This window comes from Quadrisphaera sp. DSM 44207, assembly GCF_900101335.1.
Taxonomy (GTDB): Bacteria; Actinomycetota; Actinomycetes; order Actinomycetales; family Quadrisphaeraceae; genus DSM-44207.
Genome location: NZ_FNKA01000003.1, coordinates 332,430 through 357,499 on the forward strand (window position 1 = coordinate 332,430; position 25,070 = coordinate 357,499).

26 protein-coding genes are annotated in these 25,070 nt (G+C 77.6%); 18 read left to right on the forward strand and 8 right to left on the reverse strand.

What is annotated here, in order from left to right; all coding sequences use genetic code 11:
* Positions 1 to 5: 5 nt before the first annotated feature.
* Positions 6 to 1,055, reverse strand: coding sequence for an SGNH/GDSL hydrolase family protein (locus BLS82_RS11880; RefSeq protein ID WP_092866090.1), 1,050 nt, complete (start codon positions 1,053 to 1,055; stop codon positions 6 to 8).
* A 78-nt stretch (positions 1,056 to 1,133) separates the two neighbouring features.
* Between BLS82_RS11880 and BLS82_RS11885 the strand changes: the two genes are divergently transcribed.
* Genes BLS82_RS11885 through BLS82_RS11905 form a run of 5 tightly spaced genes read left to right on the forward strand, consistent with a single transcriptional unit; the run spans position 1,134 to position 6,023 of the window.
* The gene (locus tag BLS82_RS11885) at positions 1,134 to 2,525 is read left to right on the forward strand and encodes a cystathionine beta-synthase (protein ID WP_218123858.1); all 1,392 of its coding nucleotides are present in this window, start codon (positions 1,134 to 1,136) and stop codon (positions 2,523 to 2,525) included.
* A gap of 15 nt (positions 2,526 to 2,540) precedes the next feature.
* Positions 2,541 to 3,560 (forward strand): metal ABC transporter substrate-binding protein, encoded by a 1,020-nt coding sequence (locus BLS82_RS11890; RefSeq protein WP_092866096.1) that lies wholly within the window; start codon positions 2,541 to 2,543, stop codon positions 3,558 to 3,560.
* A complete protein-coding gene (locus BLS82_RS11895; RefSeq protein WP_092866099.1) occupies positions 3,557 to 4,360 on the forward strand; it encodes a metal ABC transporter ATP-binding protein in 804 nt (267 codons plus the stop codon). The genes BLS82_RS11890 and BLS82_RS11895 overlap by 4 nt, the downstream gene beginning before the upstream one ends.
* A 44-nt stretch (positions 4,361 to 4,404) precedes the next feature.
* Positions 4,405 to 5,232 carry a metal ABC transporter permease gene (locus BLS82_RS11900; protein WP_092866940.1) on the forward strand — a complete coding sequence of 276 codons (828 nt, stop codon included), beginning with the start codon at positions 4,405 to 4,407 and terminating at the stop codon, positions 5,230 to 5,232.
* Positions 5,229 to 6,023 (forward strand): metal-dependent transcriptional regulator, encoded by a 795-nt coding sequence (locus BLS82_RS11905; RefSeq protein ID WP_255378300.1) that lies wholly within the window; start codon positions 5,229 to 5,231, stop codon positions 6,021 to 6,023. The genes BLS82_RS11900 and BLS82_RS11905 overlap by 4 nt, the downstream gene beginning before the upstream one ends.
* Positions 6,024 to 6,077: 54 nt before the next feature.
* Here the strand turns inward: BLS82_RS11905 and BLS82_RS11910 are convergent, their stop codons facing one another.
* Positions 6,078 to 7,547, reverse strand: coding sequence for a MocR-like transcription factor YczR (locus BLS82_RS11910; protein ID WP_092866102.1), 1,470 nt, complete (start codon positions 7,545 to 7,547; stop codon positions 6,078 to 6,080).
* Between the two features lie 62 nt (positions 7,548 to 7,609).
* Here BLS82_RS11910 and BLS82_RS15775 point away from each other — a divergent pair, with 62 nt between their 5' ends.
* Positions 7,610 to 7,786, forward strand: a complete 177-nt coding sequence (locus BLS82_RS15775; RefSeq protein ID WP_176819073.1) for a hypothetical protein — start codon at positions 7,610 to 7,612, stop codon at positions 7,784 to 7,786.
* Complete coding sequence (locus BLS82_RS11915) at positions 7,783 to 8,421, forward strand: membrane protein YczE (RefSeq protein WP_092866105.1); 639 nt, start codon at positions 7,783 to 7,785, stop codon at positions 8,419 to 8,421. The genes BLS82_RS15775 and BLS82_RS11915 overlap by 4 nt, the downstream gene beginning before the upstream one ends.
* A 164-nt stretch (positions 8,422 to 8,585) precedes the next feature.
* Here the strand turns inward: BLS82_RS11915 and msrA are convergent, their stop codons facing one another.
* Positions 8,586 to 9,254, reverse strand: coding sequence for a peptide-methionine (S)-S-oxide reductase MsrA (gene msrA, locus BLS82_RS11920; protein WP_255378301.1), 669 nt, complete (start codon positions 9,252 to 9,254; stop codon positions 8,586 to 8,588).
* Between the two features lie 177 nt (positions 9,255 to 9,431).
* On the opposite strand from msrA, the gene BLS82_RS11925 reads away from it, so the two are divergent.
* From BLS82_RS11925 to BLS82_RS11940, 4 genes are all read left to right on the forward strand, one after another.
* Positions 9,432 to 10,610 carry a cystathionine gamma-synthase gene (locus tag BLS82_RS11925; protein ID WP_092866946.1) on the forward strand — a complete coding sequence of 393 codons (1,179 nt, stop codon included), beginning with the start codon at positions 9,432 to 9,434 and terminating at the stop codon, positions 10,608 to 10,610.
* A 21-nt stretch (positions 10,611 to 10,631) separates the two neighbouring features.
* Positions 10,632 to 11,828 carry an AI-2E family transporter gene (locus BLS82_RS11930; protein ID WP_218123859.1) on the forward strand — a complete coding sequence of 399 codons (1,197 nt, stop codon included), beginning with the start codon at positions 10,632 to 10,634 and terminating at the stop codon, positions 11,826 to 11,828.
* A 122-nt stretch (positions 11,829 to 11,950) separates the two neighbouring features.
* On the forward strand, positions 11,951 to 12,952 hold the full coding sequence (locus tag BLS82_RS11935) for an ATP-binding cassette domain-containing protein (RefSeq protein WP_092866108.1): 1,002 nt from the start codon (positions 11,951 to 11,953) through the stop codon (positions 12,950 to 12,952).
* Entirely contained in the window at positions 12,949 to 13,761 is an 813-nt protein-coding gene (locus BLS82_RS11940; protein ID WP_092866111.1) for an ABC transporter permease, read from the forward strand. Before BLS82_RS11935 ends, BLS82_RS11940 begins: the two co-directional genes overlap by 4 nt.
* A gap of 40 nt (positions 13,762 to 13,801) precedes the next feature.
* On the opposite strand, the gene greA is transcribed toward BLS82_RS11940, so the two are convergent.
* Both greA and BLS82_RS11950 read right to left on the reverse strand, forming a co-directional pair.
* Positions 13,802 to 14,296, reverse strand: coding sequence for a transcription elongation factor GreA (gene greA / locus BLS82_RS11945; protein WP_092866114.1), 495 nt, complete (start codon positions 14,294 to 14,296; stop codon positions 13,802 to 13,804).
* A 95-nt stretch (positions 14,297 to 14,391) separates the two neighbouring features.
* Complete coding sequence (locus tag BLS82_RS11950) at positions 14,392 to 14,790, reverse strand: DUF4307 domain-containing protein (RefSeq protein ID WP_176819074.1); 399 nt, start codon at positions 14,788 to 14,790, stop codon at positions 14,392 to 14,394.
* 227 nt (positions 14,791 to 15,017) lie between these two features.
* Between BLS82_RS11950 and mca the strand changes: the two genes are divergently transcribed.
* The 4 genes from mca to BLS82_RS11970 all read left to right on the forward strand — a co-directional run bounded on the left by mca (position 15,018) and on the right by BLS82_RS11970 (position 17,898).
* Complete coding sequence (mca, locus tag BLS82_RS11955) at positions 15,018 to 15,935, forward strand: mycothiol conjugate amidase Mca (RefSeq protein WP_092866120.1); 918 nt, start codon at positions 15,018 to 15,020, stop codon at positions 15,933 to 15,935.
* Positions 15,928 to 16,206, forward strand: coding sequence for a hypothetical protein (locus tag BLS82_RS11960; RefSeq protein ID WP_218123860.1), 279 nt, complete (start codon positions 15,928 to 15,930; stop codon positions 16,204 to 16,206). The genes mca and BLS82_RS11960 overlap by 8 nt, the downstream gene beginning before the upstream one ends.
* Positions 16,207 to 16,291: 85 nt before the next feature.
* Positions 16,292 to 17,101, forward strand: a complete 810-nt coding sequence (locus BLS82_RS11965; RefSeq protein WP_092866123.1) for a LysM peptidoglycan-binding domain-containing protein — start codon at positions 16,292 to 16,294, stop codon at positions 17,099 to 17,101.
* A gap of 38 nt (positions 17,102 to 17,139) precedes the next feature.
* Positions 17,140 to 17,898 (forward strand): hypothetical protein, encoded by a 759-nt coding sequence (locus BLS82_RS11970; protein WP_092866126.1) that lies wholly within the window; start codon positions 17,140 to 17,142, stop codon positions 17,896 to 17,898.
* Here BLS82_RS11970 and xylB read toward each other — a convergent pair.
* The 3 genes from xylB to BLS82_RS11985 all read right to left on the reverse strand — a co-directional run bounded on the left by xylB (position 17,781) and on the right by BLS82_RS11985 (position 20,756).
* Positions 17,781 to 19,409, reverse strand: coding sequence for a xylulokinase (gene xylB, locus BLS82_RS11975; protein ID WP_176819075.1), 1,629 nt, complete (start codon positions 19,407 to 19,409; stop codon positions 17,781 to 17,783). The genes BLS82_RS11970 and xylB overlap by 118 nt on opposite strands.
* Positions 19,410 to 19,492: 83 nt before the next feature.
* On the reverse strand, positions 19,493 to 19,906 hold the full coding sequence (locus tag BLS82_RS11980) for a GlcG/HbpS family heme-binding protein (RefSeq protein WP_092866132.1): 414 nt from the start codon (positions 19,904 to 19,906) through the stop codon (positions 19,493 to 19,495).
* Between the two features lie 151 nt (positions 19,907 to 20,057).
* A complete protein-coding gene (locus BLS82_RS11985; RefSeq protein ID WP_092866135.1) occupies positions 20,058 to 20,756 on the reverse strand; it encodes a PAQR family membrane homeostasis protein TrhA in 699 nt (232 codons plus the stop codon).
* A 90-nt stretch (positions 20,757 to 20,846) separates the two neighbouring features.
* On the opposite strand from BLS82_RS11985, the gene BLS82_RS11990 reads away from it, so the two are divergent.
* The 3 genes from BLS82_RS11990 to BLS82_RS12000 all read left to right on the forward strand — a co-directional run bounded on the left by BLS82_RS11990 (position 20,847) and on the right by BLS82_RS12000 (position 25,020).
* Complete coding sequence (locus tag BLS82_RS11990; protein WP_092866952.1) at positions 20,847 to 21,608, forward strand: isoprenyl transferase; 762 nt, start codon at positions 20,847 to 20,849, stop codon at positions 21,606 to 21,608.
* Between the two features lie 494 nt (positions 21,609 to 22,102).
* Entirely contained in the window at positions 22,103 to 22,852 is a 750-nt protein-coding gene (locus BLS82_RS15780) for an aggregation-promoting factor C-terminal-like domain-containing protein (protein ID WP_176819076.1), read from the forward strand.
* Between the two features lie 236 nt (positions 22,853 to 23,088).
* A complete protein-coding gene (locus BLS82_RS12000; RefSeq protein WP_092866138.1) occupies positions 23,089 to 25,020 on the forward strand; it encodes a glycoside hydrolase family 16 protein in 1,932 nt (643 codons plus the stop codon).
* Positions 25,021 to 25,070: the final 50 nt, after the last annotated feature.

Sequence of the window (25,070 nt, forward strand, 5' to 3'; positions counted from 1 at the left end):
CCCCGTCAGGACGACGGCGCGCCCGAGGCCGTCCTCGTGCGAACAGCCCCGGGGTCACCGGCGGGCAGGACGGCGCGCCGGCGCCACAGCGCCCGCGACCACCGCCCGGCCGGGCCGCGGTCCGCGCCCGCCACCTGCACCGCCACGACCTCCGTGCCCGGCGCGTCCGCGGCCTGGACGGCGGCCTGCGCCACGGGCTGCACCGGCGCCGGCGCGCCGGGCACCGGGTCGGCCGGGCCGGCGGCAGCGGGCGTGCCGAGCCCGATGCCCAGCGCCGCGCACACGCTCGGCAGGACGGCGGCGCCCACCCGCGCGTAGCCGGCGGGGGAGGGGTGGAACCGGTCGACGGCGAACATCTCCCGCGGCCGCGCCGCGAACGCCGGCCCCAGCAGGTCGCCCAGGGAGACCGTGCGGCCCCCGGCCTCGACCACGGCGATGGTCTGGGCGGCGGCCAGCTCCCGGCTCGCCCGCCGGGCCAGCGTGCGCAGCGGCTCCGCGATCGGCTCGACCGTGCCGAGGTCCGGGCACGTGCCCACGACGACCTCCGCGCCCGCGTCGCGCAGCCGGGTGACCGCGCCCGCGAGGTGGCGCACGGCCTCCGCCGGGCGCACCCAGTGCGTGACGTCGTTCGCGCCGACGAGCACGAGGGCCACGTGCGGGTGCGCGACCTGCTCCAGCGCGGCGTCCACCTGGGCCCCCAGCGCCTCCGACCGCGCGCCGACGACCGCGGCGCCGACCAGCCGCACGGGCCGCCCGGAGATCGCGGCCAGCCCGCCGGCGACGATCGCGCCCGGCGTCTGCTCCGGCGACGCGGCGCCGAGCCCGGCGGCCGTGGAGTCGCCGAGGACCACCAGGTCCACCTCCTCGTCGGCCCCGGCGCCGTACCGGGCGGCCGCGACGGGCGGCGTGCGGCCCAGCGACGTCCCGATCGCCCGCTGCGCGAGGGCGGCCTCGACGCGCACGAGCGCCCACCCGAGGGCGCCCGCCACCGTCAGGCCGCCGCCGCCGAACGCTGCGGCGGCGGCGATCCGTCGGGCTCGCCGGACGCGGGACATCCCCTCACGGTAGGTGACAGCGCGGACGGCGGTCCGGCGGCTCACCCGGACGCCGCCCTGCCCGCCCCGGCTGGGAGGATGGGAGGCGTGGACTACGCGGAGCACATCGCCGAGCTCGTCGGCGGCACGCCGCTCGTGCGGCTGAGCAGGGTCACCGAGGGCGTCGCGGCCACGGTGCTGGCCAAGGTCGAGTACCTCAACCCCGGCGGCAGCGTGAAGGACCGCATCGCCGAGCGGATGGTCGACGAGGCCGAGGCCGCGGGCCTGCTGCAGCCCGGCGGCACGATCGTCGAGCCGACGTCGGGCAACACCGGCGTCGGCCTGGCCCTGCTCGCCCAGCGGCGCGGCTACTCGTGCGTGTTCGTCTGCCCCGACAAGGTCGGCGCCGACAAGATCAACGTCCTCAAGGCCTACGGGGCCCGCGTCGTCGTCACGCCGACCGCCGTGCCGCCGGACCACCCGGACTCCTACTACTCCGTCTCCGACCGCCTGGTGCGCGAGATCGAGGGCGCCTGGAAGCCGAACCAGTACGCCAACCCGGCCGGCCCGGCCAGCCACTACGCCAGCACGGGCCCGGAGATCTGGAAGGACACCGACGGGCGGGTCACGCACTTCGTGGCCGGCGTCGGCACCGGGGGCACCATCACCGGCACGGGGCGCTTCCTCAAGGACGCCTCCGCCGACCGCCCGACCGGGCCCGTGCGCGTCGTCGGCGTCGACCCGGAGGGCTCGGTGTACTCCGGCGGCACCGGGCGCCCCTACCTCGTCGAGGGCGTCGGCGAGGACTTCTGGCCCAGCGCCTACGACCCCTCCGTGCCGGACGAGATCGTCGCGGTCTCGGACGCCGAGGCGTTCGCCATGACCCGCCGCCTCGCGCGCGAGGAGGCCCTCCTCGTCGGCGGCTCGTGCGGCATGGCGGTCGTCGGCGCGCTGCGCGTGGCGCGGCGGCTCGGCCCGGACGACGTGGTCGTCGTCCTGCTGCCCGACGGCGGCCGCGGCTACCTCGGCAAGATCTTCGACGACCGGTGGATGCGCTCCTACGGGTTCCTCGACCGCGAGGGCACCTCCGACGGCACCGTACGGGAGGTGCTGCGGGCGAAGTCCGGCGCGCTGCCCGACCTCGTGCACACCCACCCCACCGAGACGGTGCGCGACGCCATCGAGATCCTGCGCGAGTTCGGGGTCTCCCAGATGCCGGTCGTCGGCGCGGAGCCGCCCGTGATGGCCGGGGAGGTCTCCGGGTCGGTCTCCGACCGCACCCTGCTGGACGCCGTCTTCGCCGGGCGCGCGCAGCTGTCCGACCCCGTCGCGCAGCACATGGACCCGCCGCTGCCCCTCGTCGGCGCCGGGGAGTCGGTGGCCGACCTGCGCGGGCACCTGGAGCGCGCCGACGCCGTCCTCGTCGTGGACGAGGGCAGGCCGAGCGGCGTCGTCACGCGCGCTGACCTGCTGGCGCACCTGGCGGGTTGAGCCTACGGTTCCGGTGTGCCGAAGAAGCGGTCTTCGGAGCACCGGAACCGCGCGGCGCGCGCCGGTGCGGCGGCCGCGTGCGCCGCGGCCCTGGCGGCCACCACCACCGGCTGCGCGGCGCTGGCGGCGCAGCCGCTGCCCGATGACGGGCGCCCCGTCGTCCTGGCCACGTTCACCGTGATCGCCGACATGGCCCGCGAGGTCGCCGGGGACCGCGCGCGGGTGGAGTCGCTGACCAAGCCCGGTGCCGAGGTGCACGGCTACGAGCCGACCCCCTCCGACCTGCAGCGCGCCGTGCGCGCCGACCTCGTGCTCGTCAACGGCCTGGGGCTGGAGGGCTGGACGTCGCGCTTCACCGACCGCGTGCGCGCCCCGCAGGTGGTGCTCACCCAGGACGTCGACGTCCTGGTGATCGCCGAGGGCGCGGCGGCGGGGGAGGAGGACCCGCACGCCTGGATGTCCCCGGTGCAGGCCCAGCACTACGTGCGCGCCATCGCCGCGGCCCTGAGCGAGCTCGACCCCGCCGGGGCTCCGGAGTACGCCGAGCGGGCGCGGGCCTACGGCGAGCGCGTCGCCGCCGTCGGGCAGGAGCTCGCCGCCGCCCTGGCGGCGCTGCCGCCCGAGCAGCGGGCGCTCGTCACCTGCGAGGGCGCCTTCGGCTACCTCGCCCGCGACGCCGGCCTGAGCGCGCGGTACCTGTGGCCGGTCAACAGCGACGCCGACGCCACGCCGCGGCGGATCGCCGCCGTCGTCGAGTTCGTCGAGCGGGGCGACGTGCCGGCCGTCTTCTGCGAGTCGACCGTCAGCGACCGGGTGCAGCAGCGCGTGGCGGCCGAGACCGGCGCGCGCCTGGGCGGCACGCTCTACGTCGACTCCCTCTCCGCGCCCGGCGGCCCCGTGCCCACGTACCTGGACCTGCTGCGCCACGACGCGCGAGTCGTCGTCGAGGGCCTGACCGGGCGCGCCGGGCCCGCCGGGGCCGCGAGCGGGGAGGCCGCCGCGGAGGCGGCGGCGGGCGCGGGGGCCGCGGCGTGAGCGGGGCCGCGCTCGAGGTGCAGGGGCTGCGGGTGCGCTACGGCGACGTCGTGGCCCTGGACGGCGTGGACCTGCGCCTGGGCGCCGGCCGGGTGCACGCGCTGGTGGGGGCCAACGGCTCCGGCAAGTCGACGCTGTTCAAGGCCGTCATGGGCGCCGTGCGCCCCACGTCCGGGCGCGTGCTCCTCACCGGCGCGGACCCGGCGTCCGGGCGCGCCCGCGGCGCCGTCGCCTACGTGCCGCAGGACGAGGGCGTCGACGGCGACTTCCCCGTGCGGGTGCGCGACGTCGTCCTCATGGGACGCTACGGGCGCATGGGGCCCCTGCGCCGCGAGCGGGCGGCGGACACCGCCGCGGTGGACGCCGCGCTGGAGCTGGTGGGCCTGGCCGACCTGGCCCACCGGCGCATCGGGCGGCTGTCGGGCGGGCAGCGCAAGCGGGCCTTCCTGGCGCGGGCGGTCGCGCAGGAGGCGCAGCTGCTGCTCCTCGACGAGCCGTTCACCGGCGTCGACCGGCCCTCGCAGGAGACGATCACGCGGCTGCTGCGGCAGCTGGCCGCCGCCGGGCGCACGGCCCTGGTGGCCACGCACGACCTCGCCGGCGTGCCGGAGCTGGCCGACGAGGTCGTGCTCCTCAACCGCCGGGTGCTCGCCCACACCGACCCCGCCACGGCGCTGGACCCGGCGCTGCTCGTGCGCGCCTTCGGCGTCCCCGCGCCCGCCGGGGCCGTGGGGTCGGGCGGAGCCGTCGGGTCGGGCGGAGCCGTCGGGTCGGGCGGAGCCGTCGGGGGGCGGGCGTGAGCGAGGCGCTGGCGCTGCTGGCCGGCCCGCTGCAGTTCGAGTTCATGCAGCGGGCGCTGCTCGTCACCGTCGTGGCCAGCGCCGTGGCCGCGCTGCTGTCGTGCTGGCTGGTGCTCGTCGGCTGGTCGCTCATGGGCGACGCCGTCTCGCACGCCGTGCTCCCGGGCGTGGTGCTCTCCTACGCGGCGGGCCTGCCGTTCGCGGTCGGCGCGGTGGTCTTCGGCGCCGGCTCCGTCGTGCTCATCGACACCGTGGCGCGCACCACCGGCGTGAAGCGGGACGCCGCCATCGGCGTCGTGTTCAGCTCCCTGTTCGCCCTCGGCCTGGTGCTCGTCTCCGTGGTGCCGAGCCAGGTCGACCTGGGGCACGTGCTGTTCGGCAACGTGCTCGGCGTCCCGGACGCCGAGCTGGCGCAGGTGGTGCTGCTCGGGCTCGCCGCGGCGGCCGTCGCCGTCCTCAAGCGGCGCGACCTGACGCTGTACGCCTTCGACCCCGTGCACGCCGCCGCGATCGGGATCAGCCCCCGCCGCCTCGGCGTCCTCCTGCTCGCGCTGCTCACCGTCACGGTCGTGGTCGGCCTGCAGGCGGTCGGGGTGGTGCTGGTGGTCGCCATGCTCATCATCCCCGGGGCGACGGCGTCCCTGCTGGCCGACCGGATCGACCGCATGCTGCTCCTCGCCCCCCTGCTCGCCAGCGGCTGCGCGGTGGCCGGGCTGTGGACGGCGTACCTGCTCGACACCTCCCCGGGCGGGATGGTCGTGCTCTGCCAGGGGGTGCTCTTCGCCCTCGTGCACGCGGCGGGCTCCGCGCGCCGGGCGCTCGCGCACCGGCGCGCCACGCGCAGCGCCCCCGGCGTCGGGGCGGCGGCGTGAGCGGCGGGACGGGCGGGGCCGGGCACCCGCTGGCGGGGCTGAGCACGGCGGCGCAGGACCTGCTCAAGGCCGTCTACACCCTGGCGGAGTGGGCCCCGGAGGGCGCCGACGCCGTGACGACGTCGGCGCTCGCCTCCCGCCTGGGGGTCTCGGTCTCGACGGTCTCGGAGATGGTGCGCAAGCTGACCTCGGCCGGGCTGTTGGAGCACCAGCGCTACGGGGCCGTCACGCTCACCGCGGCCGGGCGGCGCGCCGCGCTGGCCCTCGTGCGGCGCCACCGGCTGCTGGAGGCCTACCTCGTCGCGGCGCTCGGCTACTCGTGGGACGAGGTGCACGCCGAGGCCGAGCAGCTCGAGCACGCCGTTTCGGACACCCTCGTCGCGCGCATGGACGCGCGGCTCGGCCACCCCCGGCACGACCCGCACGGCGACCCGATCCCGACCGCGGACGGGCGCGTCGTCGTGCCCGCCGCCCTGCGGCTCAGCGACGTGCCCGCCGGCACGGGCGGCACGGTGGCCCGGGTCAGCGACGCCGACCCGCAGCTGCTGCGCTCCTTCTCCGAGCACGGCCTCGTCCTCGGCGCCGCCGTCCACGTGCTCGGCCCGCGCCCGATGGGCGCCGGCACCGCGGTGCGGGTGGACGCCGCGCCGGCCGCGGCGTCCCCGACCGGCGCGCCGTCCGGGCCCTCAGCGCCGTCAGCGCCGTCCGGGGCGGGCGAGGTCGAGGACGAGCTCGTCGTCCTCGACCTCGGGGAGGTCGCCACCGCGGCGGTGTGGGTCGTGCCGGCCTGAGCGCCGCGCGCCCGTCGTGCGTCCGTCGTGCGCCCGTGCACCCGGCCCCTGGTCTCAGAGGACGAGCGGGGAGCGGGCCGGCGCCCGGCCGGCGCTCGCGCCGGCGGCGGCCGCCAGCACGTCGACGGCCGCGCGCAGCACCGCCGGGGGCTGCGTGAACGGCAGCCGCAGCCGGTCGTCGAAGGCGTGGCCGGTGCCGAAGCGCGACCCGCTCGCCAGGCGCAGCCCCAGCGGCTCGCAGGTGTCCGCGAGCACCGAGGACGACGTCCCCGGCGGCAGGGAGCACCACAGCGCCAGACCGCCGTCCGGCACCGGCACGCCCCAGTCCGGCAGCGCCGTGCGCAGCGCGCGGACGAGGACGTCGCGCTGCTCGCGCAGCTGCTCGCGCCGGCGCACCAGCGCCGCGTCGAGGCCGTCCAGCAGCGCGCAGGCGGCGAGCTGGTCGAGCACCGGCATCGCTCCGTGCTCGCGCGACATCGCCGCGGCCACGCGCGAGAGCAGCGGGCGCTCCGCGCGCATCCAGCCCACGCGCACCCCCGCCCACACCGACTTGCTCAGGGAGCCGATGCTGACCACGGCGCCCGGCCGCCCCGAGGCCGCTAGCGGCGGCGGCACCCGCTGGCCCTCGAGCGCGAGGTCGACCATCGTCTCGTCGGCGAGGACCGTCACGTCCTGCTGCTGGAGGCTGACCACGAGGCGCTCGCGGTCCTGCGCGCTCAGGCTCGCGCCCGTGGGGTTGGAGAAGTCGGGCACCAGGTAGGCGGCGCGCGCCGCCGTCTGGCGCGCCGCGCGGTGCGCGCCCGCGACGAACGCCGCGGTGTCGCCCGGGTCGAGCGCGACCGGCACCGGGCGGGCGCGCAGCACCGCCAGGACGTCGAGCGCGTTGGGCCATCCCGGGTGCTCCACGACCACGCGGTCCCCGGCGCCGCACAGGGCGCGCATCGCCGCGGTGACGCCGCCGCTGGCGCCGGGGACGACGAGCACCTGCTCGGCGGTGGTCGGCAGGCCGCGCGCGGTGTAGCGCTCGGCCACGCGCGCCCGCAGCTCCGGCAGGCCCTCGGGCAGGTAGCCGTGCCCGGGCAGGTAGCGGGGCAGGGCGGCGAGGGCGGCGGTGTAGGCGTCGGCGACCTCCGGCGGCCCGGACGGCGCGGCGTGCGCCAGGTCGAGCAGGCCCTGGCGCGGCGCGCCGGGGATCCACGCGGCCACGACGCCGCTGGCCTCGGGCAGGCGGGTCCAGGTGCCCGAGCCCTGCCGCGCGTCGGCCCAGCCGTCCTCGCGCAGGCGCCGGTAGGCGGCGGAGACGGTGACGCGGCTGACGCCCAGGGCCGCGGCGAGGTCGCGCTCGGCGGGCAGCCGGGCGCCGACGGGCAGGCGGCCGTCGGCGACGAGGGCCCGCACGCCGAGGGCCAGGCTCGCGTACAGCGGCGGGTGCAGGGTGTCGCGGCCGAGGAGGGTGGCCAGCCGGTCCGCCGGCACGCCGGAACCCCCGGGAGCGGACCACTCCAGCGCCTGCGCGGTCGTCATGCAGGCCACTGTCGCAGGATTGGCCTCTGCTTTCCGGACCAATGGTGGCCGATCATGGGTGCATGACCGCTCTCGCCCTCCTCGTCGCGCTGCTCGCCGTCCTCGCCGTCGCCCTGCCGTGGCTGGTGCACGAGGTCTCCGCCGACGGCTACGGCGTCCGCCCCGCGCCGCCCAGCTCCGCCGGCTGGGGCGCGACGGCGCTGCCGTCGGCGCCGTACGCCGCCGAGCTGGACCGGTGAGCGCCGGCGCGGTGCTGGCCCCCGCCCCGCCGCTGTCCTGGTCGCTGCCGCACCGCCTCGTGCGGCTGTTCGCCGGGCTGGCGCTCTTCGCGGTCTCCATCGCCCTGCTCGTGCAGGCCGGGCTCGGCGCCACCCCGTGGGACGTGCTGCACCAGGGCCTCGCCCGGCAGACCGGGCTGAGCTTCGGCACGGTGACGTTCCTGGTGGGCCTGCTCGTGCTCGCGGCCTGGGTGCCGCTGCGCGAGCGGCCCGGGTTCGGCACGGTGGCCAACGTCGTCGTGGTCTCGGCCGGGCTCGACGCGTGTCTCGCCGTCCTGCCGGCGGCGCCGTCGTGGCCGGCCGCCGCGGCCATGTGCGCCGGCGGGGTGCTCCTCAACGGCCTCGCGACCGCGCTCTACGTCGGGGCGCGCCTGGGCCCGGGCCCGCGCGACGGCCTCATGACGGGGCTGGTGCGCCGCACGGGGGGCTCCGTGCGGCTGGTGCGCGGTGGCATCGAGGTCGCCCTCGTCGTCACCGGCTTCGTGCTCGGCGGGACGGTCGGCGTCGGCACGCTGCTCTACGCGCTCGCGATCGGCCCGCTGGTGCACGTCCTGCTGCCGCGCCTGAGCGCTCCGGAGGCCCCGGCGGCCACCTGAGCCGCAGCCCCTCCTCCGTCGCGATCATGCACTTCCGGACCGTTCGTTCTCGGTCGGAACGCGCACGACCCCTCCTCCGCGGCGATCATGCAGTTCCGGACCGTTCCCGGTCGGGAGGTGCACGATCACGACAGGGGAGGGGTCGTGGGTGGAGCGGGGCGGCGTCAGGCGCCGACGACGCCCACCGGGCAGGACACGCCCGTGCCGCCGAGGCCGCAGTAGCCGTTCGGCACCTTGTGCAGGTACTGCTGGTGGTAGTCCTCGGCGTAGTAGAAGGGCCCCGCCTCGCTCGCCGGGCGCAGCTCCGTCGCGATCTCGCCGTACCCCGCCTCGCGCAGGCGCGGCGCGAAGGCCTCGCGGGTGGCCTCGACGACGGCCCGCTGCTCCTCCGTCGTCCAGTACACGGCCGAGCGGTACTCGGTGCCGACGTCGTTGCCCTGCCGCATCACCTGCGTGGGGTCGTGGGACTCCCAGAAGACCCGCACCAGCTCCTCGGCGCTGGTCACCGCGGGGTCGTAGGCGACCATCACCGTCTCGGTGTGGCCGGTCAGCGCGGTGCAGGTCTCCTCGTACGTGGGGTTGGGCGTGTAGCCGCCCATGTAGCCCACGGCCGTCGTCACGACGCCGGGCCGGCGCCAGAAGGTGCGCTCGGCGCCCCAGAAGCAGCCCATCGCCACGTAGAGGACCTGGGTGCCCTCGGGCCACGGGCCCTCCAGCGGCGTGCCGAGGACGGCGTGGTCCCTCGGCACCCAGTACGGCCGGGTGTCGCGGCCGGGCAGGGCGTCCTCGGGGGAGACCATCACCATGCGCGCGCGGGCGCCGAACAGTGCCATGCGGGACCTCCAGGTCGTCGTGCCTGCCCCGGTCAACGCTCGGAGCCCCGTCGACCATCCCGCCCGCCGTCCTCACCGCGGCTCGGGGCCACCCCGGGACGGCGAGGGCGCGCGGCGTAGGCTCGCGCGGTGAGCGAGCAGGCCAGCGGCCGAGCCCAGGAGCCCGTCAGCGGCAGCGTGCGGGAGTCCGGCGCCGCGGCGTCCGAGCGGTGGGCGAAGGCCGGGTTCTCCACCCGCGCCATCCACGCGGGCTCCGAGCCCGACCCGGTCACCGGCGCGGTCGCCCCGCCGATCCACCTCACCTCCACGTACAAGCAGGACGGCGTCGGGGGCCTGCGCGGCGGCTACGAGTACTCCCGCTCCGGCAACCCCACGCGCGACGCCCTGCAGGAGTGCCTGGCCTCCCTCGAGGGCGGCTCGTCCGCCTACGCCTTCGCCTCCGGCCTGGCCGCGGAGGACACCCTGCTGCGCGCGGCGCTGGTGCCCGGCGACCACGTCGTCGTGCCGGACGACGCCTACGGCGGCAGCTACCGGCTCTTCGCGCGGGTGCTGCAGCGCTGGGGCGTCGAGCACACGCCGACCGACCTCGGCGACCTCGACGCCGTGCGCGCCGCGATCCGGCCCGGGCGCACGAAGCTCGTGTGGGTCGAGACCCCCACCAACCCGCTCCTGACCCTCGCGGACGTCACGGCCGTCAGCGAGGTCGCGCACGGCGCCGGCGCGCTCGTCGCCGTCGACAACACCTTCGCCACGCCGTACCTGCAGACGCCGCTGGCGCTCGGCGCCGACGTCGTCGTGCACTCCACGACGAAGTACGCCGGCGGGCACTCCGACGTCGTCGGCGGCGCCCTCGTCCTGCGCGAGGACGGCGACCTGGCGCAGGCCGTGGCGTTCCACCACAACGCGATGGGCGCCGTGGCGGGCGCGTTCGACTCCTGGCTGGTGCTGCGCGGCCTGCGGACGCTGGCCGTGCGCATGGAGCGCCACTGCGACAACGCCGAGCGCATCGCGCACTGGCTGACCGAGCACCCGAAGGTGACCGCCGTGCTCCACCCGGGGCTGCCCGAGCACGACGGGTACGAGATCGCGCAGAAGCAGATGCGCCGCGGCGGCGGCATGGTCGCCTTCCGCACCGGCTCGGTCGAGTCCGCCCTGGAGGTCTGCGCGCGCACCGAGGTCTTCACGCTGGCGGAGTCCCTCGGCGGAGTGGAGTCGCTGATCGAGCACCCGGGACGCATGACGCACGCCTCCGTCGCCGGCTCGGTGCTGGAGGTCCCGGACGACCTCGTGCGCCTGTCCGTCGGCATCGAGGACGTCGAGGACCTCCTCGCCGACCTCGAGCGCGCGCTGGGCTGATCACGGCGCCACACTGTGGCCGTGGTGACGCAGAGAACGCTCCCGAGCCGGACGCCGCAGGGCCCGGGCACCCCGACGCGGCTGACCCGCGCGCCGCGGCGCCCCGACGCCGAGCCGCACGTGGCCTACCCCGTGCAGGTGGCCGCCGCCTGGTCGTGGCGGCTGCTGATCATCGCCGCGGGGCTGCTCGCGCTCGGCTACGTGCTGGCGTACTTCTCCGAGATCCTCATCCCGGTGCTCGTCGCCGTGCTGGTCGCCGCCCTGCTGGACCCGCTGGTGGAGCTGATGGTGCGCCGGCAGATCCCGCGCGGCCTGGCCGTGGCGGCCACGCTGGTCACGACGCTCGTCGTCGTGGGCGCGCTCCTGGCCCTGGTCGGCACGCAGATCGCCTCCGGCCTGACCGAGCTGTCGACCCAGGCCCTGCAGGGCCTGACGCAGGTGCGCGCGTGGCTGTCCGAGGGGCCGCTGGGGATCACCAACGCCCAGCTGAACGCCTACCTGGACCAGGCCCAGGCGGCCGTCTCGGCCAACAGCCAGCAGCTCGCCACCGGAGCGCTGTCGGTCACGACCACGCTCGGGCACGCCCTCGCCGGGGCGTTCCTGGCCCTGTTCGCCGTGATCTTCCTGCTCTACGACGGGCGCGGCATCTGGGAGTGGCTGGTGCGGCTGCTGCCCCGCGGCGCGGAGGGCCCGGTCGACCGCGCGGTGCAGCGCGGCTGGGTGACGCTGGTCGCCTACGTGCGCGCGACCGTCGTCGTGGCCTCGGTGGACGCTCTCGGCATCGGCGTCGGCGCGGCGCTGCTCGGCATCCCCCTCGCGGTGCCGCTGGCCGTGCTGGTCTTCCTGGGCGCGTTCGTGCCCATCGTCGGCGCCCTGGTCAGCGGCGCGGTCGCCGTCCTCGTCGGGCTGGTGGCCGAGGGCCCCGTCACCGCGCTGATCATGCTCGGCGTGGTGGTCCTGGTCCAGCAGCTGGAGAGCCACGTGCTGCAGCCCTTCCTGCTCGGCCGCGCCGTGTCGGTGCACCCGCTCGGCGTCATCGTGGCGATCGCCGCCGGCGTCACGCTCGCCGGCATCCCCGGCGCGCTGTTCGCGGTGCCGGTGGTGGCCGTCCTCAACACGGTGATCACCTACCTCGTCAAGGGCGACCAGGGCGAGGGCATGGAGCTGCCCGAGGGGGCCGAGGACGCGCCCCTGGCCCCGGACCCCGTCAAGGACTGACCCGGCGGCGGAGGCCGACCACGTCGCTCAGGTGGCCCAGGTCGCCCAGGTCGCTGGGGTCGCGCCGGTCGGCTTCCGGGCGGCGTCCCCGCACTGTCGCTCCGCGGCGGTAGGTTCCGCGCGTGGCGGACGCGGTGAGGGCCGAGGGCCTGGTCAAGCGCTACGGGACGACGACGGCGCTGGCGGGGGTGAGCCTCGCGGTGCCCGAGGGCACCGTGCTGGCGCTGCTCGGGCCCAACGGCGCGGGCAAGACGACGACCGTGCGCATCCTCACGACGCTGCTGGAGCCGGACGAGGGCCGCGCCGAGGTGGCGGGCGTCGACGTCCTCGCCGACCCGCGCCGGGTGCGCGAGCGGATCGGGGTCTCCGGGCAGTACGCGGCGGTCGACGACTACCTGACCGGCTTCGAGAACCTGCGCATGGTCGGGCGGCTGTACCACCTCGGTCGCGCCCGGGCCACGGCGCGGGCGCGCGAGCTGCTGGAGCTGTTCTCCCTCACCGAGGCCGCCGACCGGCCCGTGAAGGGCTACTCCGGCGGCATGCGCCGCCGCCTCGACCTCGCCGGCGCGCTGGTCGCCGAGCCGCCCGTGCTGTTCCTCGACGAGCCGACGACGGGCCTGGACCCGCGCAGCCGCGCCGACATGTGGGAGCTGCTGCAGGGCCTGGTGCGCGGCGGCACCACCGTGGTGCTGACCACGCAGTACCTGGAGGAGGCCGACCTGCTCGCCGACGACATCGTGGTCATCGACCACGGGCGCACGATCGCCCAGGGCACCTCCGACGAGCTCAAGCGGCAGGTGGGCGGCGAGCGGGTGGAGGTCGTGGTGGAGGACCCGGCGCAGCTGGCCCTGGCCCGCTCGCTGCTGGGCGAGGTGGCGGTGGGGGAGGTGAGCGTCGAGGAGCACACCCGCCGGGTCACCGCACCGGTCTCCGGCGGCGCCCCGGTGCTGGTCGCGGTCCTGCAGCGCCTCGGCGGCGCCGGGGTCGCGCTGATGGACGCCGGGCTGCGCCGCCCCACGATGGACGACGTCTTCCTCACCCTCACCGGCCGCACGACCGACGAGGACGCCGCACCGGCCGGGGTGCCGGCGCAGGCCCGCCAGGAGCAGGAGGTGCGCCGGTGAGCGCGCTCGGCACCAGCCTCGCCGACGGGCTCGTGCTCGCCGGCCGCAACGTCACCAAGATCCGCCGGGTGCCGGAGCTGCTCGTCGGCAGCACCGTGGCCCCGATCATGTTCATCCTGCTGTTCGCCTACGTCTTCGGCAGCGCCATCGCGGCGCCCGAGGGGGTGGGCTACCGCGAGTTCCTCGTCCCGGGGATCTTCGTGCAGACGGTGATCTTCGGGGCCACGATCACCGGCGCGGGCCTGGCCGACGACATCCAGAAGGGCATCGTCGACCGCTTCCGCTCGCTGCCCATCGCCCGCTCGGCCGTGCTCGTCGGGCGCACCGGCAGCGACGTCGTGGGCAACGTCCTCGTCATGGTCGTGATGTCGGTGACCGGGCTGCTCGTCGGGTGGCGCATCCGCGACGGCGTGGTCGAGGCCGTCCTCGGCTACGCCCTGCTGCTCTTCTTCGCCTACGCCTTCTCGTGGGTGATGGCCTGGCTCGGCCTGCTCATGCGCAGCCCCGAGGCCTTCAACCAGCTGACGTTCATCGTCGTCTTCCCGGTGACGTTCATCGCCAACACCTTCGTGCCGACGAATAACTTCCCCTCGGTGCTGCGCGTGTTCGCCGACTGGAACCCGGTCTCGTCGCTGGCGCTGGCCTCGCGCGAGCTGTTCGGCAACGTCAGCCCTGCCGGCGAGGCCGCCGTGCCGCAGGCGTGGTCGCTGCAGCACCCTGCGCTGTACAGCCTGGCGTGGGCGCTGCTGCTGCTGGTGGTCTTCGTGCCGCTGGCCACCCGCCAGTACCGGCGGGCCACCAGCCGCTGAGCGCCCCGCCCGCGGGGCGGCTCGGCCGGCGCCGGGCGGCTCAGCCGCGGAAGGGCTCCGCGGAGACCACGGTGACCGCGATCTCCCTGCCGCTGGGCGCCGTGTAGGTGGCGGTGTCCCCCGCGCGCTTGCCGATGATCGCCGCGCCCAGGGGGGAGCGCTCGCTGTAGACGTCGAGGTCGGTGCCGCCCCCGACCTCGCGCGAGCCGAGCAGGAAGCGCATCTCGCTGCCCGCGACGGTGGCGGTGACCACCATGCCGGGGCCCACCACGTCGCTGTCCGCGGCGGCCTCGCCCACCTGGGCCGTGCGCAGCAGCTCCTCGAGCTGGCGGATGCGCGCCTCCTGCTTGCCCTGCTCGTCCTTGGCGGCGTGGTAGCCGCCGTTCTCCTTGAGGTCGCCCTCCTGGCGGGCGGCGTCGATGCGTCGCGCGATCTCCGCGCGGCCCTCGCCCCTGCGGTGCTCCAGCTCGGCCTGCAGGCGGTCGTACGCCTCCTGCGTCAGCCAGGTGACGCCGGTGTTCGTCGTCTCGGCCATGGGTCCTCCTCGGTGCGGGGGGCGGGTGCGGGCACCGCCCCACCGCGGGTCACGAGCCGTCGAGGTTAGCAGCGGTGGGCACCGGCGCCCCAGCGTCACAGCACGGTGCACTCGCGCACCTGGCCGGTCACCGCGCGCTCCTGCGTGCGCACGGTGGCGGTCGCCGTGGCGCCCCGCTGCGGCGCGGGCCCGACGTCCGCGGACGTCAGGCCCACCCGCGCGAAGGTGGAACTGAGGGCCTCGACCTCGCAGCGCGCCGTCGCCTCCGGGTCCTTGGCGACGGTGAAGGTGACCACGACCGTGCCGTCGTCGACGACGTCGTAGCCCTGCGTCTCCCAGCGCACCTCGCGGCCCGCGGCCGCCAGCCCCGCCCACACCACCCAGGCGAGCGCCGCGGCGGCCAGGACGGCGACGCCGGCCACGACCCGGCGGCGCCGGCGCGGGGCACCGGCCTCGCCGTACCGGTCGGCGGGCCGGCGCAGCGGGGTGCTCACGGCGGCCCTCCCGGACGCTCGGCGCGTGCTGTCGGCTGGTGCGCGATGATTGTCCCGCGCTCCCGCGGGACGCCCGGCACCGGGCTCCCGCCCGCGGCGCCGCCTCGGCGCCGTCCGACAGCGGCGGCGGGGGAGCACCGAGGAGCAGGCAGAAGCACGATCACCAGCACTGATGTGGAGGTCCGCGCGTGAGCAGTGGTGCCGGCAGCGGTCAGGGGCTGCGCCTCATGGCCGTGCACGCCCACCCCGACGACGAGTCGAGCAAGGGCGCCGCGACGACGGCGCGCTACGCCGCCGAGGGCGTGGAGGTCCTCGTCGTCAGCTGCACGGGCGGTGAGCGCGGCGACGTGCTCAACCCGCGGCTGAAGGACGACCCGCACGTGCTGCGGGACATGGCGCAGGTGCGCCGCGAGGAGATGGCCGCCGCGGCGGCCGTGCTCGGGGTGCGCCACGAGTGGCTCGGGTTCGTCGACTCCGGGCTGCCCGAGGGCGACCCCCTGCCGCCGCTGCCGCCGGGGTGCTTCGCGCTGGAGTCGCTGGAGGCGGCCGCGGAGCCGCTCGTGGGGCTGGTCCGCCGCTTCCGCCCGCACGTGATGACGACCTACGACGAGAACGGCGACTACCCGCACCCGGACCACATCATGTGCCACCGGGTGTCGGTGGAGGCCTTCGAGGCCGCCGGCGACCCGGACCGCTACCCGGGCGCGGGGCACGGCGCCGCGCCGTGGCAGCCGCTGAAGCTGTACTACAACGCCCGCTCCCGCGGGCGGACCCTCGCCTTCCACGAGCACCTGGTCGCCGAGGGCCGCGAGTCCCCGTACGTGGGCTGGATGGAGCGCTGGAAGACCGAGCCTGAGCGCACCGTGACCACGCGCGTGCCCGTCGCCGGCTGGTTCGGCGTGCGCGACCGCGCGCTGCTCGCGCACGCCACGCAGATCGACCCCGACGGCTTCTGGTTCGCCGTGGACCGCCGCGTCGAGGCGGAGCTGTGGCCCACGGAGGACTACGAGCTGGCGCGCTCCCTCGTGCCGACCACCGTGCCCGAGGACGACCTGTTCGCCGGCGTGCGCGAGCACCTGGCGTCCTCCTCCGGCGTCGCCGCGGCGGCCTGGTCCGGCGAGGCGGGGTCGAGCGCCGGTGCCTGACCCGGTGCTGCTGCCGGTGCTGCTGCCGGTGCTGCTGCCGGTGCTGGGCCTCGCGCCCTCGCCGGAGGCCCCGGCGGGCGTCGACCCCAACGACGTCACCCCGGGCTTCTCCGGCTTCCTGGCCACCTTCCTGCTCGCGCTGGCCGTCGTCCTGCTCGCGCTCTCCCTGGTGCGCAGGCTGCGCCGGATCCGCTACCGGGCGGAGCTGGAGGCCCGCCAGGAGGCCGAGCGGGGCGGCGACGCCGACGGTCCGCCCGCTCGCGGCGCCTGAGCGGGCGCGGGCGGGGAGATCGGGGGAGACGTGGAGGCACGCGCGTGGCGCCTGAGCGGGCGCGGGCGGGGAGATCGGGGGAGACGTGGAGGCACGCGCGTGGCGCCTGGCCGCCGGTGCGGCCGGGGCCCTGCTCGCCCTGCTCGCGCTCGTCGGCTGGCGCTCCTCCCAGCTCGACGGCGGGTGGCTGCTGGCCCTGCGCCTGACCGCCCTGCTCGCCGTCGCCGGGCTGCTGGGCACCGTCCTGGTCGCCGGGCGCGCGGCCCTGCGCCCCCCGGCGCGGCGGGAGGTCGTCGTGCGGCTGCCCGCCCGCGGCGAGCCGACGACGCAGGTGGAGCCGGCGCCCGCCGGCGCCGACCGGCTGCCCGCCGCGCTCCTGCTCGCGGTCCTCAGCGCCGCCCCGGTGCTCGTCGTCCTCGCCCTGGCCGCGCCGGGCCAGGCCTCCGAGGTCGCGGCGGGCGCCGCCGCACCCGCCCCGTCCCCCGGCGGCGCGACGAGCACGGGCGGTGGGTCGTCGGCCGCGCAGGAGCCCTCGGCACCGCCGTCGTCGTCATCCCCGCCGTCGTCGCCGTCGTCATCCCCGCCGTCGTCGCCGTCGTCATCCCCGTCGGCGTCCGGACCGCCGGCGCCGCCCGCGGTCGTCGCTCCCCAGCCGCCGGCGTCCCCGGACGACGTGGCCGCCGCGCCGACCCCCGCGCCGCTGCCCGCCGCGTGCGAGGTCGTGGTCCAGCGCGGCGACAGCCTGTGGGCGATCGCCGCGCGGCAGCTCGGCCCGGACGCCGCGCCGGGCGCCGTGGCCGAGCGGTGGCGGGCGCTGTACGCCGGCAACCGCGCCGTGGTCGGCGACGACCCGGACCTCGTCCTGCCGGGGCAGCTGCTCCGGACCTGCGGGTGAGCCCGCCGCCGGGTGCCGGTGCGCCGAGCAGCGGGGCCGTGCCCGCCCCCGTGGCCGAGCAGCGGCTGACCCGCGCCGAGGCGCTGGCCCGCCGCCTCGACCGGCCGATGGGCGCGCTCGGCGTCGTCTTCCTCTTCGTCGTCCTCGGCCAGGGCCTCGCCGAGGACCCCGTGCTCGTGCGGGTCCTCGCCGTCCTCGGCTGGCTGCTGTGGGCGGTCTTCGTCGCCGAGCTCGCGCTGCGCGCCGCCGTCGCCCGCGACCAGCGCCGCTTCTGGCGCCGCAACTGGTGGCAGGTGCTCTTCCTGGCCGTGCCGTTCCTGCGCTTCCTGCGGGCGCTGAGCGCGCTGCGCGTGGCGCGGGCGGCCCGGGTGGCCCGGGTGGCCCGGGTGGGCAGCGTGCTGTCGGCGGCGGTGCGCGGGTCGCGCTCGGCGGGCCGCCTGCTCAGCGGCCGCATCGCCTGGCTGGCGACGGTCACGGTCGTCGTGGTGCTGGCGTCCAGCCAGCTCCTGCACGTCCTCGGGGCCTACCCGGCGTACGGCGACGCGCTGCACGCCGCCGCGCTGGCGACGATCACCGGGGAGCCGCTGAGCGCCCCCGGGGGCTTCGCCCGCGTGCTCGAGGTGATCCTCGCCGTCTACTCCGTGGCCGTGTTCGCGACCCTCGCCGGCGCGCTGGGCGCCTACTTCCTCGCGCGGGCCCCCGACGCGGGCGGCGCGGCCCCGTCCGGCGCCGGGCCGGACGGGGAGGGGCCGGGCGGCGCGGGGCCGGACGTCCCGGGGCCGGGCGGCGCCGGCTGAGCGCCCAGCGCGTGGACGGTCCCGCGCACGGCCAGCCAGGCGCTGCGGAAGAGCGCCAGGCGCTCGGCGGTCCAGGCGGCCAGCGCCGGGTCGGGGTCGGTGCGCTCCGCGGCGCGCAGCGGCGGCGGCAGGCGCATCCCCGCGCCGGTGGCGGCGGTGCGGGCGGCGCCGAGCACGGAGTGCTCCTCGTGCGGGCTGCGCAGCACCGGCAGGCCGCTGGCGTCGGCGAGCACCTGCCGCCACAGGGCGCTGCGGGCCCCGCCGCCGGAGGCGACGAGGCGCGTCGGGGCGGCGCCGGCCCCGCCGAGGACGGCGAGGCAGTCCACGAGGGCGAACGCCACACCCTCGACCACCGCGCGAGCCAGGTGCCCGCGCGAGTGCTCGAGCGCCAGGCCGAGGAACGCCCCGCGCGCGGCCGGGTCCAGGTGCGGCGTGCGCTCCCCGGCGAGGTAGGGCAGGAACAGCAGCCCCTGCGCGCCCGGCCCGGCCAGCTCCGCCTCGCGCAGCAGCGCGCCCACGTCCGCCCCGCCGCCCGCACCGCCCGAGCCGCCCGCACCGCCCGCACCGCCCGGGCCGGCGAGGGCGTCGGCGAGCCAGCGCAGCGACAGGCCCGCCGTGAGCATCGCGCCCTGCAGCAGCCACCGGCCGGGCAGGTGGCACAGCACGTGCAGGCCCGGGGCCGGGTCGGGCACGGGCGCGTGCGTCAGGGCCAGCACCGTGCCGCCGCTGCTGATCGCCGCGGCGGCCGTGCCCGGCTCCTCCAGCTCCAGCGCGAGCGCCGCCATCGACTGGTCGCTGCCGCCCGTGACCACCGGGGTGCCGGCGGGCAGGCCGGTGCGCTCGGCGGCGGCCGCGGTCACCTCCCCGGCGACCTCCTGCGTGGGCAGCACCGGGGGCAGCAGGCCGGCGGCCTCCCCGAGCAGGGCGGTCAGCTCCGGCGACCAGGCGCGCGCCGCGACGTCGAGGAGCAGGGTGCCGCTCGCGTCCGTCGGGTCGGTGCCCAGGCGCCCGGTCAGGCGGGCGCGCACGGCGTCCTTGGGCAGCAGGACGGCGGCCGCCCGCGCCAGCGCCCGCGGCTCGTGCTCGGCCAGCCACGCCAGGGTGGGCCCGAGCATGCCGGGGGAGGGCGGCAGGCCGCAGATCGCGTGCCACCGGGCGGCGCCGACCCGCTCGCACCAGCGCCGCACCACCTCCTGCGTGCGCCGGTCGGGCCACGCGACGGCGGGCCGCACCGGCAGCCCCGCGGCGTCCACGAGCACGGTGCCGTGCATCTGCCCCGACAGGGACGCCGCGGCCACCTCGCACCCGCGCACGGCGTCGTCGGCCAGCACCTCGCGCAGGCAGTCGGCGGTCGCCTCCCACCAGGTGGCCGGGTCCTGCTCGGCCCAGCCCGGGTGCGGGGCGCTCAGCGGGTAGGAGCGGGCGCGCACGGCCAGGGAGCGCCCGTCCTCCGCGAGCGCGAGGACCCGCACGCTCGAGGTGCCCAGGTCGATGCCGACGACGCACCTCACCCCGGCACCGTACCCAGCGCCGCCCTCGAGCGCCGTCCCGCGCGGTCCTCCTGAGCCGTCGTCCCGAGCGGCCGGTGCCCGCCTCAGCCGCTGAACGCCCGGCGACCGGCCTCGGCCACCTGGTGGTCCTCGTCGACCGTGCCGGCGCTGACCCCGACGCCACCCGCGACCGCGCCGTCCGGCGTGCGCAGCAGCACCCCGCCGCCGAAGACGACCAGGCGGCCCCCGGTCGTGGACTCGATCCCGAACAGCGGCGCGCCCGGCTGAACGAGGGGCGCCAGGTCGCGGGTGTCCATCTGGAACAGCACGGCGGTCAGGGCCTTGCGCTGGCTGATCTCCTCGCCGATGAGCTTGGTGTCGTCCATGGCGGCGAAGGCGACGAGGTTGCCCCCGTCGTCCACGACCGCGACGTTCATGGGCTGGCCGACCGCGCGCGCCTCGGCCTGGCAGGCCTCGAGGACGGCGGTCGCCTGCTGCAGCGTGATGTTCCTGGCCATGGGCCCCCCTGCTGGAGCGGCCCCGGCCCGCCCGGCGCCGACCGGCTCAGTGAACGCCGCGGCCGGGAGGCGTCGCATGGGGCGAAGCACCCATCTGCGCGGTCGCGTCCCGTACGGGCGCGGCGGCTCGGGCGGCGGCTCGGGCGGCGGCTCAGGCGGCGGCGAGGGCGAGCCCGACGCCCGTGGCGTGGGCGGCGAAGGCGACCACCGTGAGGACGTGGAAGACCTCGTGGAAGCCGAACCAGCGGGGGCTGGGGTCCGGGCGCCTGAACCCGTAGACGAGGGCGCCGGCGCTGTAGAGGAGGCCGCCCGCGACCACGAGGAGGGCCACGGCCGGACCGCCGGTGCGCCAGAAGGCGGGCAGGTACGCCACGGCGATCCACCCCATCGCCACGTACACGGGCACGTACAGCCACCGCGGCGCGCCCGTCCACAGCACGCGGAACAGCACGCCGGCGACCGCGCCGGACCACACCACCGCCAGCAGCGTCGACGCGCTCGAGCGCGGCAGCAGCAGCACCGCGAAGGGCGTGTAGGTGCCGGCGATGATGAGGAAGATGTTCGAGTGGTCCAGCCGCTTGAGCAGCAGCCCGGTGCGCGGGGACCACGTCCCGCGGTGGTAGACGGCGCTGGTGCCGAACAGCAGCACCGCGGTGACCGCGAAGACCGCCGTGGCGCTGCGGGCGGTTGCGGTCGGGGCGAGGGCGACGAGCGCGGTCCCGGCGGCGACGGCGAGCGGGGCGGCGCCCGCGTGCACCCAGCCCCGCAGGCGCGGCTTGACGGTGGCGAGGACGGTGCCGGCCACGTCGCCGAGCTCCTCCGCGCGGTGCTCGGAGGGCTCGCCCGTCATGGCCGCACCTTAACCTACGCTGCCGTAGGTTTCCTGCGCCGTCCGCCGCGCCGACCTCGCGCCGGCGCCGAGTACCGTGGCGGCGTGGTCCTGGGCGCCCGCTCGCTGCTGTACCGCCTGTACGTGCACCGCCTGGAGACCTGGCTCGCCGGTGCCGCGGCGCCCCGCCACGTCGGGGTCATCCTCGACGGCAACCGGCGCTGGGCCCGCGCCTCCGGCGCGGACACCAGCCACGGCCACCGCGCCGGCGCGGACAAGGTGCTGGAGCTGCTCGACTGGTGCGAGGAGGCCGGCGTCGAGCTGGTCACCCTGTGGATGCTCTCCACCGACAACCTCTCCCGCCCCGCCGACGAGCTGCTGCCCCTGATCGGGATCATCGAGGACACCGTCACCCGCCTGGCGCAGGCCGGGCGCTGGCGGGTGCGGGCGGTGGGCGCGCTGGACCTGCTGCCCGCCTCCACCCGCGAGTGCCTGCAGGCCGCCCAGCGCGCCACGGCCGGCACGCCGGGCCTGCACGTCAACGTCGCCGTCGGCTACGGGGGACGGCGCGAGATCGCCGACGCCGTCCGCAAGCTGCTCGCCGAGCACGCCTCCCGCGGGACGACGATCGAGGAGCTGGCCGAGGCGCTCGACGTCGAGCACATCGCCGACCACCTGTACACGGCGGGCCAGCCGGACCCGGACCTGGTCATCCGCACCTCCGGGGAGCAGCGCCTGTCCGGGTTCCTGCTGTGGCAGAGCGTGCACAGCGAGTTCTACTTCTGCGAGGCGTTCTGGCCCGACTTCCGGCGGGTGGACTTCTTGCGCGCGCTGCGCGCCTACGCCGAGCGCGAGCGCCGCTTCGGCGGTTGAGCCGGCGGCTGGACCGGCGGCTGCTCCGGTCGGGTGCGCTCCGCCCGGGTGGATCCCGGGCGCCGGACCCCGCCCGTCGGACCCCTGCTGCTAGCGACGTCCGCGTGGGCCACGCCGCCTTGCCCGACCGCCTCCGCCTCGGCGACGCCGACACCGGCTGGACGGGCACCTGCACGACGCGTTCGTCGTCGTCGACGAGGCGCGCCCGTCGCGGCGCTGGTGACGGAGGTGCTGGAGGGGCTGGAGGGCTGGTGCTCGCCACCGCCCGTGACAGGAACCTGACAGAACAGGACGAACTGGACACGGGGAGGTTTGAAGTGCGAGGGTCTGCGCCCGACAGCACCGGGTGCAGCAGCGCGCCCCGCTCCCTCGAGGGGATCGCGGTGTCCGCTGCCAGGTCCTCGCGCCGACCCTGAGGGTCTTCCCCACCTCGCGGACCGCGCCCGGTGGTGGTGCGCGCCGCGGTGCGGGGTGCGCTGTCCGGAAGGCTCTCGTTGACCTCTCGCCCTTCGTGGCGCGCGCTGCCGCGCGCCGTCCGCCGTCCCGTCGTCCTCGTCGCCACCGGCGCGGTCGCCCTCACGGTCACCGGTGCCGGCGTCACCGCCGGCACCAGCCCGCCCCAGCCCAGCCCCTTCACCGTCCAGGCGCCGCCCCGGCAGCCGTCCGAGGAGCTGGCGCCGCGAGAGCGGGCGCAGCCGGAGGACCCCGGTGCGCGCTCCGAGCGGCTGACCGCCGCGGCGGTCAGCCGCTCGCAGGAGCGCACGGCGCCCGCGCCGCAGCTGCCGGTCGACGACCCGGACCGCCTGGCCGAGGAGCGCCGCCTGGCCGAGGAGCAGCGCCGGGCCGCGGAGGCCGAGGCGGCGCGCCAGGCCGAGGAGGCCGCCCGTCAGGCCGAGGTGGCCGCTCGCGAGGCCGAGCACCGGGCGCGCGTGGCCGCCGCCGTGGCGGACCCGAGGTCCGTGGCTCGCGCCCTGGCCGCCGAGCGCGGGTGGGGCAGGCAGCAGTTCTCCTGCCTCGACGCGCTGTGGACCAAGGAGAGCGGTTGGGAGCACACCGCCGACAACCCCACCTCCAGCGCCTACGGGATCCCGCAGTCCCTGCCCGGGCGCAAGATGGCCAGCGCCGGCGCGGACTGGGAGACCAACCCGATCACGCAGATCACGTGGGGCCTGGGGTACATCGCCGACGCGTACGGCACCCCGTGCGGCGCGTGGGCGCACAGCGAGCGCGTCGACTGGTACTGAGCCGTCGACCGGTGCCGAGCCGGCTCTCGGACGGCGCTGGACCGGGTCCCGGACGGCGCTGAGCCGGGGCCCGGACGCCGGTCCAGGAGGCCGGTTCCGGGCCCCGGCGGGGGCCGGCTCGTCCCCTTTCCTCCAGTTACGGACAGTTACGGCCGGTTCGTCCATTCGCCCTCGCGAGGAGCGGGCGCGTGCGACGATCGCCCGGACGACGCCCCGCTGGACGAGGAGCAGTGCCTGTGGTCGCCCGCTACCGAGCCGATGCCGGCGTCGACGACGCGAGCGCGTCCCCGCTGCTGAGGCCCCGGCGCGGCCGCAGGGCGGCGGAGCGTCCCGAGAGCGCCGGCGTCCTGGGCGGCGCCGAGCCGGAGGAGCGCGACGCCGCACCGGAGCCGGCACGGCCGCGCGCCCGGGCCGAGGTCGCGCCCCCGCCGGCTGCGGCGTTCTGGGAGCAGGAGACGGCCCTGTGGTCGGCGGGCGAGCTGGCCGGCCCGATCCGCGACGACGGGCGCGACCGGGACGGGCGGCGCAGGTCGGAGGAGCGGCGCAGGCCCGAGGAGCGGCGCAGGCCCGAGGAGCCGCGCCCCTGGACGGTGGAGCTGCCGGCCGTGACGCCGCCCCCGGGGTGGCAGGTCCCGTCCCTGGGGATCCTCCCGTCCCCGGGGGCCCTTCCCGTCCCGGTGCCGCCCGTCCCGCCCGTCCCGCGCACCCGTGCCGAGGCGCGGAGGGCGGAGGCGCAGCGCGCGGCGCTCGAGCAGCAGGCGGCGACCGAGCGCGCCGCGGCCGAGCAGCAGGCGGCGGCGGAGCGCACCGCGGCCGAGCGGCGGGCGGAGGTCGAGCGGCAGGCCGCGGCCGAGCAGCGCACGGCGGCGCAGCGCGCCCGCGCGGCCTGGGCGGCCTCCGCGACGCTGGCGCACTCCCTCCCGGAGCCCCCGGCCCCGCCGCGGCAGCCGTTCCCCGAGCCGCCGGGGCCCGCGGCGGAGGAGGCGCCCGCAGCGGCCGGCTCCCCGGCGCCGGGCCGCGCCGCGCTGCGGCGCAGCGAGCGCCGCCGCGGCGCGCGTGGTGCCGGGGCACGACCGGCCTCGGCGCGCGCCGTTCCCAGCCGCGGGGGCCACGCCCGCCGCGCGGGCTCCTCGGTGCTGGTGCCCGGCGCCGCCGCGAGCGCCGTCCTGGCGGTCGCGGTGGCCGCCGCCGTGCTCACCCAGCCCGCCGCGCCGTCGTCCGCGGTCGACGGCGCCGTCGACGGCGCCGTCGACGGCACGGCCAGCGGCGCGAGCGTGTCGGCACCGGCGGACGCCGGCGCGCAGGAGGCGAGCGGCCCGGCGGTCGTCAGCGCCCCGGAGGTCGCCGCGGCGCCGGCCCCGGTGCCCGAGGATCCCGCGCCGGAGGCCGAGGCCGCCCCGCAGCCGCCGGCCCCCAGCGCGCCCGAGCCCGCCCCGAGCCCGGCGCCGGAGGCGGACCCCGCCTCGCGCGAGGAGGCCCCGGTGGGCGACCTGCCGGGCTGGGAGCAGGTGTTCGTCGAGGACTTCTCCCAGGACGCCGCGCTCGGCTCCTTCCCCGACGCCTACGGGGAGCGCTGGACCGGCTACGAGGGCGCCCTGGACACCTCCGAGGCGGGCCTGTACGCGGAGTCCCGCGTCGTCTCCGTCGGCGACGGGGTGATGGACCTGCACCTGCGCACCGAGGACGGGCAGGCGCTCGTCGCCGCCCCCGCGCCGCTCGTCGGCGGCTCCGACGACGGCCAGGTGCGCGGCCAGGTGCACGGCAAGTACTCGGTGCGCTTCCGCGCCGACCCGGTCGAGGGCTACCGCACGTCCTGGGTGCTGTGGCCGGACTCCGACGACTACGCCGAGGGGGAGGTCGCCTTCCCGCTCGGGGCCCTGGACGGCACCTTCGGCGCCGCCGACCGGTGCGTGGGGGCGCCGCAGGAGGTCTGCTTCGCCGTCGACTCCCGCGAGACGTACGACGAGTGGCACACGGCCAGCATCGAGTGGACCGCCGAGCAGGTGCGCTACCTGCTCGACGACGAGGTCGTGGGCACCTCGGCGCAGGCGCCGTCCGCGCCGATGCACTGGGTGCTGCAGACCGAGACCGACGGCGGGGCGCCGTCCCCGTCGGCCTCCGCGCACGTGCAGGTGGACTGGGTCGCGTTCTACACCGCCGCCGAGTGACCCGCGGAGCGACCCGCGGAGCGGATCGCGGGGCGACGCGCTGACCCGTC

What these genes read in the sequence shown, in the direction of transcription:
- BLS82_RS11880 (WP_092866090.1), bottom strand. Translation starts at nt 1,055, where the DNA reads ATGTCCCGCGTCCGGCGAGCCCGACGGATCGCCGCCGCCGCAGCGTTC.
- BLS82_RS11885 (WP_218123858.1), top strand. Translation starts at nt 1,134, where the DNA reads ATGGGAGGCGTGGACTACGCGGAGCACATCGCCGAGCTCGTCGGCGGC.
- BLS82_RS11900 (WP_092866940.1), top strand. Translation starts at nt 4,405, where the DNA reads ATGCAGCGGGCGCTGCTCGTCACCGTCGTGGCCAGCGCCGTGGCCGCG.
- BLS82_RS11910 (WP_092866102.1), bottom strand. Translation starts at nt 7,547, where the DNA reads ATGACGACCGCGCAGGCGCTGGAGTGGTCCGCTCCCGGGGGTTCCGGC.
- BLS82_RS15775 (WP_176819073.1), top strand. Translation starts at nt 7,610, where the DNA reads ATGACCGCTCTCGCCCTCCTCGTCGCGCTGCTCGCCGTCCTCGCCGTC.
- msrA (WP_255378301.1), bottom strand. Translation starts at nt 9,254, where the DNA reads ATGGCACTGTTCGGCGCCCGCGCGCGCATGGTGATGGTCTCCCCCGAG.
- greA (WP_092866114.1), bottom strand. Translation starts at nt 14,296, where the DNA reads ATGGCCGAGACGACGAACACCGGCGTCACCTGGCTGACGCAGGAGGCG.
- mca (WP_092866120.1), top strand. Translation starts at nt 15,018, where the DNA reads ATGGCCGTGCACGCCCACCCCGACGACGAGTCGAGCAAGGGCGCCGCG.
- BLS82_RS11980 (WP_092866132.1), bottom strand. Translation starts at nt 19,906, where the DNA reads ATGGCCAGGAACATCACGCTGCAGCAGGCGACCGCCGTCCTCGAGGCC.
- BLS82_RS11985 (WP_092866135.1), bottom strand. Translation starts at nt 20,756, where the DNA reads ATGACGGGCGAGCCCTCCGAGCACCGCGCGGAGGAGCTCGGCGACGTG.